The sequence below is a fragment of the Streptomyces sp. MH60 genome, from assembly GCF_002939385.1.
GTDB lineage: Bacteria > Actinomycetota > Actinomycetes > Streptomycetales > Streptomycetaceae > Streptomyces.
The window spans coordinates 107,535-119,558 of the sequence record NZ_MULI01000002.1 but is presented as its reverse complement, the minus strand read 5'-3'; the positions used below and the strand labels follow the sequence as shown (position 1 = coordinate 119,558).

Sequence of the window (12,024 nt, the reverse complement as noted above, 5' to 3'; positions counted from 1 at the left end):
ATGACCGCGACCGACAGCCCCGCATGGCCGCAGTGCGGACACCTGGACGCCGGGGAACACTGCCGGGGACGCCGGGTGGCCCCGTACACGGCCTGCCTGGCACACCTGGACAGCACCGAACGGGCCGCCCACCTGGCCTCACTGGCACCCGGCGCCGACCTCGACCACCGCGGGACCCCCTTCACCCAGAGCCTGCTCGACGCGCTCCTCGCACCCCTCAGGGACCCGGCCAGCGGGCGGGCACGGGTGGGGAAAGCCGCCTTCGACGAGACGCGGTTCACCGGGGACGCCGAACTCGAGGACATCGACTTCGACGGCTCCTGCTCCTTCGCCTCGGCCGTCTTCGACGGGGGCGTCTACGTCCGCGAAGTGCGTACCGGAGGCGATTTCCGCCTCGCCGCAGCCCAGGTCGCCGAAGACGTGTGGCTCGATGACACCGACGTGGGCGGTGACGCCTGGTTCTACCAGGCCCGGATCACGGGCACGCTGCGGTTCTGCGTCCGCGAAGTCGGCGGCACCGCGATGTTCAGAGGCGTGACCTGCGAGTCCGCCTACTTCTCCGGAGTCCGGGTATGCGGCATCGCCTCCTTCAACGGGGCGGTCGTCAACGGAGAGGCCGCCTTCGACGGCGCGGTCTTCGAGGAAGGCGCCGACTTCGAGACGGCCCGGATCGCCGGCCGCGCCTGCTTCGACGGTACGCATTTCCACCGGAGCCGGGCCTGCTTCAACGGGGCGGACATCGGCGGGGACATGCCGTTCACCGAAGCACACTTCGCCGCCGAAGCCACGTTCGAAGGGGCGGCGATCGGTGGTGACCTGACGTTCACCGGGGCCCGGCTGGAGGCCGGCGTGGATTTCCGTCGGACGGTGTTCCGGCGCACCGCCCGGATCGGCCCGCTGGTCTGCCCGGGAACGGTGGACTTCTCCCACGCCGTGTTCGAGACCGCGCTGACGCTGGAGGCCGCCGCGCGGGAGGTCCGCTGCCGGCAGACACGGTGGGCGTCCACCGCCGCGCTGCGGCTGCGGCACGCCGCGGTGGACCTGAGCGACGCCGTGACGGAATTCCCCGTGACCGTCGCCGACCGGCCCCGCCCGTTCGTCTCCCCGCACGGCGAGGTGATCGCCGAACCCGAGCTGCTCACCGACCTCCCCGTGCGGATCACCTCCGTCAGGGGCGTGGACGCCGCGCACCTGGTACTGGCCGACACCGACCTCACCGACTGCCTCTTCGTGGGCACGGTCCACCTCGACCAGCTGCGCCTCGAAGGCCGCTGCCTCCTGCCGCAACCACCCGACGGACTGCGCTGGATACGCCGCCGAACCCTCGCCGAAGAACACCACTGGCGCGGCTGGACACCCGCGCCATCGGGCACCGACCCCCATGAACCCGCCACGCTCGCACCGGTCTACCGCCAGTTCCGCAAGGCACTCGAGGACAGTCGCAACGAGCCGGGCGCAGCCGACTTCTACTACGGCGAAATGGAGATGCGCCGCCACGACACCACAACACCCCGCGGCGAACGGACACTGCTGCGGCTGTACTGGGCCCTGTCCGGATACGGCCTGCGCGCCACGCGTGCCCTGGCCTGGCTGGTGCTGGCGATGACGGCCACCGTCCTGACGATGATGCTGTGGGGACTGCCGCAGACCGACCCCGACCCCGTCAGCACCGGCACCACCGACGGTCGGCGCATCACCCTGACCACCAGGCAACCGACACCCGCCAACCCGGAAGGACCCTACACAGAGCGCCTGTCGGCCAGCCGCTTCGAGAAGTCCCTGAGAGTGGTGGCCAACTCGGTGATCTTCCGGGCCTCCGGTCAAGACCTGACCACCACCGGAACCTACGTCGAGATGACCGCCCGCCTCGTCGAACCGGCCCTCCTCGGACTCGCCGTCCTCGCCGTACGCAGCCGCGTGAAGCGATGACCCACCCCCGCACACCGTCGCGGCGGACCAGCGTGCGATCACGCCTGCAGGTGTCGATGGGGTGCTGGTGTACAGAGCCAGGCGGCCCGTCCCGGACTCCCGTACCCCGTAGGGTGAGGCAGTCGCGGCCCCACGGTGAGAACCGCAGATGTTTCCGATGCGCATCTGACGTCGACACCGGCGGCACGGCACCACTGATGTCCCTGACGAAGAGATCGAGGGCCGGAGTTGACGGAGATGCCGAGGCGGTTCGCCGGTTGGGACGAGTCGGCATTCGACGTGTTGTTGCGTCTTGAAGGTGAACCGTCGCACGAGGTGATGCGCGAGACCCGCAAGGATCGTGAACGTCTCGTGCGGCAACCGATGGTCTCGCTGCTCCATGACCTGGCACAGGCGGATCCCGCGTTCGAGGACCATTCCGTGTGGCGGTACGGAAAGACACCGTGGTGGTGGCAGAACCAGTCCGCTGTGGTACGCATCGCCCCGAACGTCGAGATCGGGTTCCGGTTCAATCTGGAGGGCCTGCACATGCAGGGTGCGTGGTGGTACGCCGGCTCCGATCAGATCAGCCGGTTCAGAGCGGCGGTCGCCGCCGAGGCAAGTGGTTCCGTACTGGGCGATGTCGTGGCCGAACTACGCGGCAAGGGGTTCGAGATCAGCGGGGACGTGCTGAAGCGCGCGCCCCGGGAATATCCCGCGGACCATCCTCGCACGACGTTGTTGCGCCATCGATCGCTGCTCGCCGTGCGGTACCTCGGCTGCGACGAACGGCTGCGGACGCCGGAGGTCGTCGACCGTGTGCTGGCCACGCACGAGGAACTCGGACCACTGCTCACCTGGCTGACCGACCACGTCGCCCCTTGAGCCCCGTCACCGCGCGCCTGGTGTCAGGGGCGCGCGGTGGCGGTGCGGCCGCCGGTGACGCGCAGGAGGTCGAGCTTTCCCGCGTCGCTGCTGCCGGTCGCTGCCGTGTAGGTGACCATGCGCAGGTCCGCGCCCGGAACGATCAGGACGTCGCAGTCGAGCAGGATGTCGCCGACCTCTGGATGCCGGATCGTCTTGCGGTCGGTGGTGTGCTGGGCGGCCGATGTCTGCGTGGCCCAGTGATGAGCGAAGACGGCGGATTGCTCCCGGAGGTCGTGCACGAGCCGGCCGAGCCGGGCGTCGGCCGGGTAGCGGGAGGCACTGTCCTTGACGTCGGCGACGATGGACGCCTCGAAGGCGTCCTGTCCGCGCTCGGACTGAACGGGACGCAGGGCGGCGTGAGCCGCGCCGTCGCCGAAAAGGGCGCGTGCGAGGTTCCGTTCGGCCGGCGGCAGGACGGCGGGGTCGCCGTGCAGGGCGCTCCACATGGTGTTCCACCACACCAGGGTCCAGTCGGCGGTGAACACCCCGATCGGGACGTCGCCCAGGCGCGCGGCGAGCCGCTGGATGCCCGGAGGCACATGGGTGCTGACCGTGCCGTCCTGCGGTGGAAGGAGCCCGGCGCTGCGGTACAACTGGTCGCGCTCGGCGCGGGAGAGCTGCAGGGCGCGGGAGAGGGCGCCGACGACCTGGGCCGAGGGGTGCTTCGCGCGCGCCTGCTCCAGGCGCAGGACGTAGTCGACCGAGAGCCCGGCGAGCTGCGCGAGCTCCTCGCGGCGCAGTCCGGGGGCGCGGCGGCCGGCCGTCGCGGTGAGGCCGGCGTCGGCCGGTGAGAGGCGGTCGCGCCAGGCACGCAGGAGTGCACCGAAGTCGGAGCGGGAGGCAGCCATAGGTCCATTCTCGCCGCTCGGCCCCGGGTGAGCCTGGGTACTGCCAGTCCTAGTGACGGGGCGGGCACTGGTTGGCGGCGGCCCCGGCGGCGAACGTGGTGACGCGCCCCGCCGGGCGCCCATCGTCCGACCAGTTCGCACCCCGAGCAAGAAGGCAGGGTCTCCCATGCAGCACACCGTCGTGATGACGGGCGCGAGCCGCGGCATCGGCCGCATCGCCGCCGAGCACATCCTGCGCCGGTCACCAGGCGTGCACCTCCTCGTCGTCGTACGCGGGTCCCAGGGCGCACGCCTGGCCGCGGAGCTGAGCGAGGGCGGGCACACGGTCTCGCACGTTTCGGCGGACCTCGGCTCGCTCGGGAGCGTCAAGTCGGCCGCCGCCGAGATCCGTGAGCGGCTGGAGCAGGGTGAGCTGCCTCCGCTGCGCGGCTTCGTGGGCAACGCGGGCATGCAGTACACGAACGCGCTGACCGAGGGGCCCGACGGGTTCGAGTCGACCTTCGCGATCAATGTGCTCGCCAACCACCTGTTCGTCCGCCTGCTCCAGGACCGGTTCGTGACTCCCGCCCGGATCGTGATCACCGCCAGCGACACCCATTTCGGCGACTTCAAGCACAACATGGGCATGGTGCCCGGCCCGGCATGGAAGTCCCCGGATGTCCTGGCCCGTCCCGGCGCCTTCCCCAAGCCGGACACCGCGGCAGGGGGACGTACCGCGTACTCCACGAGCAAACTGGCCGCGATCCACCTGGTTCACGAGTACGCGCGCCGGCTGCCGGCCGGGATCGACGCCGTCGCCTACAACCCGGGTTTCGTCCCCGGCACCGGCCTCGCCCGGAACGCGGGGCCCGTCTCCCGGTTCGCGATGCGCCGCATCCTGCCGCTCATGACCCTCACGCCGTTCGCGACCGGCCGCGGTGCCGCCGGGCGCTACCTCGCCGACGTCGTGCTCGGCACGACCAGGGCACCGAGCGGGTCCTACGTGGACCGCGCCCGTGCGGCCCGGTCGTCCGAGGAGTCCTACGACCCCCGGCGCGAGGGCGAACTCTGGGACGCCGCCGAACGGTTCATCGCGGCGTACGCCGCCTGAACTCAGGCTTCGCGGACCAGGAAGTTCTTCGCGGATTCACGGAAGCGGGCGACGAGCGGGTTGGCGTCCGCGAAGCGGGTGGCGACCACCACCTGGCAGGGCTCGACTCCCTCGACGGGGATGGTGACGAGGTCGTCGCGGAGTGTGCAGCGCCGGTCGTCGGCCGGTACGAGGGCGATGGCCCGGCCGTCGGCGACGACTTCGAGCTTGTCCTCGAAGGTGTCGACGAGCATGGGACCGAGTGGCGCCGGACTGCCGTCCGGACGGGGGTCCAGCCGCCAGAACCCGGTCCACAGCGCGGCCATGCCGGCGCAGGCCACGAGGGGTTCGTCGGCGAAGTCGTCCGGGGTGACCGACTCCTCCCCGGCGAGGCGGTGGAGCGCGGACACGAGGAGAGCCCGGGGCTCGTCGTACAGGACGGTCACGTTCAGACCGTCGCCCGGGATCGGAAGCGGTGTGCGCACGACGAGCGCGTCGATCCGGCCTTCGGGCAGGGCACGGGCCGCGGCCCGGCCCCGACGGCCGACTCTCGGCGGTCGTCCACGGCTGGGTCTCTCGGGCGAAAGCGGGAGTCAGCGGCTCAACGTTCCGGCGTACGCGATGGGCGGCCGCTGCGCAACGCGAACCGGGCCCTGCTCGGCCGGTGTGCAGGAGGGCGGTTGTGCACAGCAGGGAATCGTGTTCAGCGGTCCTGACGGGGCGGGTCTGTGATGGCCTGCTGCCCGCCCTCGGCAGGAGTTGGGGCGGCGGGTCCCGTTTGGCGTAGGGCCGCGCGCGTGGCTCGTGGGCTCGTGGGCTCGTGGGCTCGTGGGCTCGCCATCGGATGGTTCGTTGGGTGGCGGGCTGAGGCGCCGGGACTGGGGACGATCAGGAGCAGGCGTAGCCCGTCAGGGGCGGGGTGCGCAGGGCGATGACGGCCATGTCGTCGTGGCCGTCTCCAGGGCGGTTGGTGAGCAGTGCCCGGCACAGTTCGTCCGGCGACAGACCGGCGAACCGGGAGGCGGCGACGGCAAGGGCGTCCAGCCCTCGGTCCAGCGGCTGGCCGGGGACCTCTACGAGCCCGTCGGTGAACAGCACGACGGTGCTGTCCACCGGCACGGCCTCGCAGTGGTCGGGGCGGGGCAGGTCGGGCGCCACCCCGAGAGGGATCCCCGGCTCGCTGTCCAGGTAGCGGACCCGCCCGTCGGGCAGCAGCACCAGTGGCGGCGGGTGCCCGGCGCTGGACCAGCGCAGTTGCCAGGCGGAGCCGGAGGGTTCGAGCCGGGCGAGCAGCGCCGTGGCGATGGGCGTCTGGTCCAGGGCGGTGTTCATGATGCGGTCGAGCCGGGTGAGGGAGGAGCTGGGCGGGGCGCTCTGGTCGTAGTACAGGGCCCGCAGCATGTTCCGGATCTGGGACATGGTGGCGGCGGCTCGCAGGTCGTGTCCCACGACGTCCCCGATCACCGCCACGCAGGCTCCGTCGGGCAGCAGCATGGCGTCGTACCAGTCGCCGCCCACGGCGGCCGGGGCGCTGGCCGGGCGGTAGGCGGCGCCGGCGGAAAAGGGCCGCAGGTCGGGCAGGTGCGGAAGCAGCAGCCGCTGAAACTGCTCGCTGCTGTTGCGGACCTGCTGGTAGAGGCGGGCGTTCTCGATCGCCACGCCGGCCGTACCGGCCAGGGCGCGGATGACGCCCTCGTCGTGCCGGTCGAAGGGCTGCCCGTCCTTGCGCTCGGAGAGGTACAGGTTGCCGTAGACCTGTCCGCGCACGCTGATCGCAACGCCGAGGAGGGAACGCATGGGCGGGTGCCCGGGCGGGAAGCCGGCCGACTCCGGATGGCTTGAGATGTCATTGAGCCGCAACGGCTCCGGATGGTGGATCAAGTGCCCCAGCAGGCCACGCCCCCGGGGCAGTTCCACCCCTTCCAGGTCGGCCAGCTCCTTGGCGGTGAGCCCCAGCGGGATGAACTCCTCCAGGAGCCTGCCCTCCTGGTCGAGTACACCCATGGCCCCGTAGCGGGCGCCCACCAGGTCCATCGCGGTGCGCACGATGCGGCGCAACACCATGGGCAGCTCCAGCTCACCGGTGATGTTCACCACTGCCTGAAGCAGCTCCTGCAAGGTGCTCTGGGCACGGGCCAGGGCGTGCAACTGCTCGCCGATACGGTTCAGGTCCGAGCTGAGGGGCAGGTCGAGCAGCGAGGTGTAGGACTCTTCGGGGGCTTCGTCGACCGAGTCGTCCTCCGATGGCTCCTGCCAGTCCGCCACCATCGCGCCTGCCTCTCTTCCACCGTCCGCTCCGGGCGTCCCGTGTGTCCGTCCCGCATCCCGCGCCTGCCGTACCGGATCCGCTGCTGATCGAACCGGCTCGTGTCACCATCACCCGGCAGCTGGACGCGTGCCGCCCAAGGGCAGCCGGTCGGCGTAACACCTCACCGCCTGGTGAGGATCGCTTCGGTCCGGGTGGATTCGGCCACACGAAGGAGGCGGGCGAGGAGGGACGGCATGGTGATGGCGATGAGGTGGAGGCGACGCGCACCTGTCCCAGCAGCTCGCCGTGCTGCCCGCCTCCGGCAGCGTCGGAGGGCCGGAGGGAGGAGGCCGCGTGCCCTTCGGCCGCGATCGGCTCGCCCATCCTCACTTGTGCGCGTGCTCAAGCAGCACGAACAGATCGTTCAGGCCATCGGGACCCCTCGTCCTCTCCTGCCAACACAGGCAGGCCGTGCCACTGCCTTCAGGGGATCATCACACAGTGGTTCTCGATGACCCGGCCACCGCGATCGAGGCCACCGCAGACGGCCAGCCTCGGGTACGCCCTGGTCTCCCGGTTGACGACGAACCGCCACTGCGAGACGTTCGCCTTGCTCCCCCGGTGGTCACCGACGAACGCACGCAGCGTCCCCGGCAGCCCGTCCCTGGTCGTGACGGTGATGTCATGGACGTAGTCGCGGCCCTGGTACGCGGTGGCGACGCAGATGTACCCACCGCAGGTGGACTTCACCTCGGCACTCGCAGGCGCCGCGGTCACCACCAGCAGCCCGACAGCGGTCGTGAGCGCGGCCGAGACCGTGGCGACCACCCGCCGTCGTGTCCTTCGCGCTGTACTCATGAGCCTCTCCCTGTTACCGGCTGGGTGGGCACCGGCATTCCAGCGCTTAAAGGCTTCCCGGCCATGATCCTCACGGGACTCGACCGCCACCGGCAGACGCGCGGTGGTCCCAGACAGCACAAGCGTCTCCGCCGCATGAGCGGGCATGCGGGCGGCGAGGGGCAGGACGACAGGGGGGCGGCAGTCAAGTGGCGCAGCACAGTTTTGTGCAGGCCCTGTTGATAGCCGCCTCGTTGAGGGCGCCAACAGGCGTTTTGGCGAGTGCGCCGCCCGTGTGGGTGTAATCGTCATACCGGCCGCCGGAGCCCGTCGAGAACGGCAGCGACCGGAGCGGCTCGGCTCATCTAGCCTTTGTCGACGACGAGTTCGCCGTTGAGGATCACCAGGCGGAGTGCGCGCAGGTTGCGGATGTCCGTGGTGGGATCGGCGTTGAGCACGAGCAGGTCGGCGCGCTTGCCGGGGGCCACTGTGCCGAGGTCGGATCGGACGCACTGCCGCGCCGCGCCGCTGGTGGCCGCCGTCAGCACCTGGGTGGGCGTCATCCCGGCCGCCACCATGAGTTCGGCCTCTTCGAGGGTGTTGGCTCCGAAGAGGCCCCGGCCGCTGAAGGTGTCGCTGCCGAGCGCGATGGGCACGCCGGCCGCGGCGGCCTTCCGGAGGTTGTCGCGGGCGTCGGGGTGGGCGTCGTCGATCCAGAGCGTGGGCGTGTAGGTGATGCCGCGCTCGACCATCAGGCCGATGAGCGAGTGGTCGGTGAGGGGCTCGGCGGTGACCCCGTGCTCCAGGCCGTCTGCCCCGGCTTCTATCGCCTCGCGTGCCGCGGTCTGCTGGGTGGTGTGGACGGTGACCCGAAGTCCCCGCTCGTGCCCGGCCTCGATGCCGGCCCGAAGGAGATCGAGGGGAAGCCGCTCCAGCTCGACACCATCCGGGAAGGCGGGGTTCTGCCAGAGGTAGCTCGGCCCGCCGGAATGTGCGCACGCGCCCTCTGACAGGAGCTTGATCGCGTCCACCTTGCGGTCGGCCAGGTGGTGCACCAGGTCGCGGATCTCCCGCACGCTGCCGACCTCGCCGGTGAAGCGTTTGCGTGCCCAGGGGTTGTCGCGGAAGACCGTGGCGGCGGGGTGACCATCGCGTCCGGTGATGCCGCACCCCGTCGCCAGCAGGCGCGGGCCCCTGAGCGCACCCGTGGCGATCCTGTCCCGTGTGTCCAGGATCCCGTCCGTCGGATCGCCCACCGACTTGATGGTGGTGATCCCGTGGTCCAGGAACAACCCGAGCCGTCCGGGAAGCTCGTTCTCCTCGAAGGCCCGCATCGCATCCGCGTCGGAGACCGCGCGCACGTCGTAGAAGTGGACGTGAGTGTCGATCAGCCCCGGCATGACCCACCCTCCGGCCGCGTCCACCTCCTGTCTGCCCCTGAGCGGTTCGGCCGACACGGAGGCGACCTGTGTGCCGTCGACGGCGATGTCATACAGACCGGTGAGCATCCGGCGGCCGTCGAAGACACGTGCGCGGCTGATCACGAGGTCGTGGATCTCGGGGCCACGAGCCTCCGCGCCCGTGAGCGCTGCCTCTGTCTCGTTCATCGCTCTCACTCCTGCGCGTCCTGACTGGGTGTTCGAGTCCGGGCGCGTGTAGAGGGGACTGGGCGGCTGCTGACACCGGGAGCGGGAAATCCGCCCTGGAGCACCGCATCCTGGGACATATCTGCAACCGAGTTAGTTACAGTTTGGGGATGTGTCATGACGCGGGACGCGTACGTGTCACGGCCGGATCAGCGGCCCTTCGCTTCGATGTCGGAGGCCAGGATCCGCTGCAGCAGGGCGGCGATCGTCGTCCGGCCGAGCCGCGCCTGAAGGGCTCGCTCCGCATCCTGGAACTCGACATCCAGCAAGGCGTCGATGTTGCGGCCGACCACACACGCCTCGCTGGGCGGATGGGAGTGCCCCGAGAAGATCCGCTCCCCCTCCACGGCGGCATACGCGTCGTAGAGCGTGATGTCCCGCGGGGCGCGGGCAAGGGACCAGCCACCTGCCCGGCCCTCGGTGGACCGCACGAGGTGAGCGTCCCGCAGGCGCCCGAGGACGCGCCGCACAAGAACAGGACTGCTCTCGAGACTGTCCGCGATCTCCGCGGAAGTCAGCATGCCGCCACGCCGGTGCGCCAGCATCGCAAGCGCGTGGACCGCCACCGCACTCCTGCTGCTCAGCCCCGCCATCTCCGACTCCTGCCATCGATTAACTGCCACCAAGCTAGTTGCAGTTTATCCGACGGTCAACCGACTGCCGCACTCGACGCAACCGGTCACGCCGGCGAGGACTTTGCACCCGCCCGCTCGAAGTCCCCCGGCGACACCCAGGAGCCGATCCCTCCAGCACTCCGACCGCCCAGCACGAACCGCACCACCCCTGTCCGGGACACACAGCCCTTCAGGACGAGCCCCCTTTCTTGAGCGGTCGATCCAGATAGGTTACGGTGAGGTCATGGCAAGGACCCGGGAGTTCGACACCGAGGCGGCGGTGAGCCGCGCCATGGAACTGTTCTGGACGCGTGGCTACGAGGCGACCTCGGTGCGAGACCTCACCCAGCACCTGGGGATCGGACAGGGGTCCCTGTACGCCGCGTTCGGCGACAAGGACGGCCTCTACCGGGCCGCGCTGGAGCACTACCGCACCACCCTCGCGGCGGCCGCCCTACGCAGTCTGGAGGAGGGCGCGGACGCCCGTGCGGCGATCCGCACGCTGCTGGCGGAGCGGATCCGCATCGCCACCGGGAACGACGGGCAGGGCTGCCTGGCCGTGAACGCCGCCTGCGAGCGACTGCCTCAGGACGCGGCGACCCGGCGCACCGTGCGCGAGATGCAGGAGGCGAGCCGGGAGGCATTGGTCGAGGTCCTGCGAGCCGCGACGGAGCGGGGTGAGATCGCGCCGCGACACGCCCCGGACACGGTCGCCGCGTTCCTGATCACCTTCCTCAACGGGCTACTGGTCTCCTCGAAGATCACGCCGGACGCGCGCACCCTCGAACCACTCGTAGAGGTCGCACTGACCGCTCTCGACTGAGGTTCCCGTAACCTGCCGGGCGTTCTCATGGCCCGAATATGGAACGCACGATACAGAAAATGAGTGTCCGCTCCGGCTACGACGACAGCGCCTCCGCTGTCGGTGCCGACAGGCCGGGCCGTCCGCGGACCCGCCCAACCCACCGCGCACATCCACGAAAGGAAGCACCACGTCATGATGTACGACCACACCACAACGCCCCTGCGCACCGGACGTGCCGCTGTCAACGGAACGAGCCTGCACTACCGGACGGCAGGCGACGGCCCCGCCGTGGTACTGCTGCACGGCGTACCCAAGACCGGCTACCACTGGCGCCGCCTGGTCCCGAAGCTCACCCCCCACCACACGGTCGTCGTGCCCGACCTGCGCGGTCTCGGCGACTCGTCCCGCCCCGCGGACGGCTACGACTCCGCGACGATGAGCGATGACATCGCCGAGCTGATGGCCCGCCTCGGCCACGAGACCTACGCCGTGATCGGCGAGGACTGGGGCGCCGTGATCGGCTACCAGCTCGCCGCCCGCCACCGCGATCACGCCACTGCCCTCGTCTTCGCCGAGGCATTGTTCCCCGGCTTCGGCTTCGAGGACCACACCGCCCTCACCCCTGGGAACGTCTCCAGTGGCATGCACCTGTGGCACCTGGGTTTCTACTTCCAGCCCGACGTCCCCGAGATGCTGATCGCCGGGCACGAACGCGAACTGGTCACCTACATGATCAAGAACGAACGCAGCCACCCCGACACCGCCACCCCCGACGCCGTCGAGGAGTACGTGCGCTGCTACTCCATGCCCGGCGGTATCCGCGCGATGCTCGCCGTCTACCGGGCCATGCTGACCGACGCGGAACAGAACCGGCTGGCGGCCCGGAAGAAGCTCGACATCCCGGTCCTGGCACTCGGCGGCTCCGCCTTCATCGGTGAGCGCAACGAGGAACAGGCGCGGCTCGTGGCCCACGACGTCACCGGACACGTCTTCGACGCGGGGCACGACCTCGCGGAGGAAGTACCCGACGAGATGGCCGACGTGGTCCTGCCCTTCCTGGCAACCCTCAAGTAGCCGCCCCCAGTCCACCACGGCCGCAAAGTCCGTGCGCCTTCTGCCGTT

General features: G+C 70.3%; 11 protein-coding genes. 5 read left to right on the top strand and 6 right to left on the bottom strand.

Annotated elements, in window-relative coordinates:
* Together BZZ08_RS02480 and BZZ08_RS02475 are read left to right on the top strand one after the other, a co-directional pair.
* Entirely contained in the window at positions 1-1,929 is a 1,929-nt protein-coding gene (locus tag BZZ08_RS02480) for a pentapeptide repeat-containing protein (RefSeq protein ID WP_104630455.1), read from the top strand.
* A 237-nt stretch (positions 1,930-2,166) separates the two neighbouring features.
* The gene (locus tag BZZ08_RS02475) at positions 2,167-2,793 is read left to right on the top strand and encodes a DUF2461 family protein (RefSeq protein WP_104630454.1); all 627 of its coding nucleotides are present in this window, start codon (positions 2,167-2,169) and stop codon (positions 2,791-2,793) included.
* Positions 2,794-2,816: 23 nt separating this feature from the next.
* Here the strand turns inward: BZZ08_RS02475 and BZZ08_RS02470 are convergent, their stop codons facing one another.
* Complete coding sequence (locus tag BZZ08_RS02470) at positions 2,817-3,683, bottom strand: helix-turn-helix transcriptional regulator (protein ID WP_104630453.1); 867 nt, start codon at positions 3,681-3,683, stop codon at positions 2,817-2,819.
* A gap of 166 nt (positions 3,684-3,849) precedes the next feature.
* On the opposite strand from BZZ08_RS02470, the gene BZZ08_RS02465 reads away from it, so the two are divergent.
* Positions 3,850-4,773 (top strand): SDR family NAD(P)-dependent oxidoreductase, encoded by a 924-nt coding sequence (locus BZZ08_RS02465; protein ID WP_104630452.1) that lies wholly within the window; start codon positions 3,850-3,852, stop codon positions 4,771-4,773.
* Between the two features lie 2 nt (positions 4,774-4,775).
* Here the strand turns inward: BZZ08_RS02465 and BZZ08_RS02460 are convergent, their stop codons facing one another.
* From BZZ08_RS02460 to BZZ08_RS02440, 5 genes are all read right to left on the bottom strand, one after another.
* Complete coding sequence (locus BZZ08_RS02460) at positions 4,776-5,267, bottom strand: LysR family transcriptional regulator substrate-binding protein (protein ID WP_274543247.1); 492 nt, start codon at positions 5,265-5,267, stop codon at positions 4,776-4,778.
* Positions 5,268-5,640: 373 nt separating this feature from the next.
* Positions 5,641-7,020: a PP2C family protein-serine/threonine phosphatase gene (locus BZZ08_RS02455; protein ID WP_104630451.1), complete on the bottom strand. Its 1,380-nt coding sequence runs from the start codon at positions 7,018-7,020 to the stop codon at positions 5,641-5,643.
* A gap of 463 nt (positions 7,021-7,483) precedes the next feature.
* Positions 7,484-7,858, bottom strand: a complete 375-nt coding sequence (locus tag BZZ08_RS02450; protein WP_104630450.1) for a hypothetical protein — start codon at positions 7,856-7,858, stop codon at positions 7,484-7,486.
* Positions 7,859-8,202: 344 nt separating this feature from the next.
* Complete coding sequence (locus tag BZZ08_RS02445; protein WP_104630449.1) at positions 8,203-9,444, bottom strand: amidohydrolase family protein; 1,242 nt, start codon at positions 9,442-9,444, stop codon at positions 8,203-8,205.
* Positions 9,445-9,632: 188 nt separating this feature from the next.
* A complete protein-coding gene (locus tag BZZ08_RS02440) occupies positions 9,633-10,076 on the bottom strand; it encodes an Rrf2 family transcriptional regulator (protein WP_104630448.1) in 444 nt (147 codons plus the stop codon).
* 265 nt (positions 10,077-10,341) lie between these two features.
* Here BZZ08_RS02440 and BZZ08_RS02435 point away from each other — a divergent pair, with 265 nt between their 5' ends.
* Both BZZ08_RS02435 and BZZ08_RS02430 read left to right on the top strand, forming a co-directional pair.
* Positions 10,342-10,920 (top strand): TetR/AcrR family transcriptional regulator, encoded by a 579-nt coding sequence (locus tag BZZ08_RS02435; RefSeq protein WP_104630447.1) that lies wholly within the window; start codon positions 10,342-10,344, stop codon positions 10,918-10,920.
* Positions 10,921-11,094: 174 nt separating this feature from the next.
* Positions 11,095-11,976 carry an alpha/beta fold hydrolase gene (locus BZZ08_RS02430; RefSeq protein ID WP_198601237.1) on the top strand — a complete coding sequence of 294 codons (882 nt, stop codon included), beginning with the start codon at positions 11,095-11,097 and terminating at the stop codon, positions 11,974-11,976.
* Positions 11,977-12,024: the final 48 nt, after the last annotated feature.

Bases quoted from the DNA above. Each gene is read 5' to 3' on its own strand.
- BZZ08_RS02430 (WP_198601237.1), top strand. From the start codon at position 11,095: ATGATGTACGACCACACCACAACGCCCCTGCGCACCGGACGTGCCGCT.
- BZZ08_RS02450 (WP_104630450.1), bottom strand. From the start codon at position 7,858: ATGAGTACAGCGCGAAGGACACGACGGCGGGTGGTCGCCACGGTCTCG.
- BZZ08_RS02465 (WP_104630452.1), top strand. From the start codon at position 3,850: ATGCAGCACACCGTCGTGATGACGGGCGCGAGCCGCGGCATCGGCCGC.
- BZZ08_RS02480 (WP_104630455.1), top strand. From the start codon at position 1: ATGACCGCGACCGACAGCCCCGCATGGCCGCAGTGCGGACACCTGGAC.
- BZZ08_RS02455 (WP_104630451.1), bottom strand. From the start codon at position 7,020: ATGGTGGCGGACTGGCAGGAGCCATCGGAGGACGACTCGGTCGACGAA.
- BZZ08_RS02470 (WP_104630453.1), bottom strand. From the start codon at position 3,683: ATGGCTGCCTCCCGCTCCGACTTCGGTGCACTCCTGCGTGCCTGGCGC.
- BZZ08_RS02440 (WP_104630448.1), bottom strand. From the start codon at position 10,076: ATGGCGGGGCTGAGCAGCAGGAGTGCGGTGGCGGTCCACGCGCTTGCG.
- BZZ08_RS02445 (WP_104630449.1), bottom strand. From the start codon at position 9,444: ATGAACGAGACAGAGGCAGCGCTCACGGGCGCGGAGGCTCGTGGCCCC.
- BZZ08_RS02475 (WP_104630454.1), top strand. From the start codon at position 2,167: ATGCCGAGGCGGTTCGCCGGTTGGGACGAGTCGGCATTCGACGTGTTG.
- BZZ08_RS02435 (WP_104630447.1), top strand. From the start codon at position 10,342: ATGGCAAGGACCCGGGAGTTCGACACCGAGGCGGCGGTGAGCCGCGCC.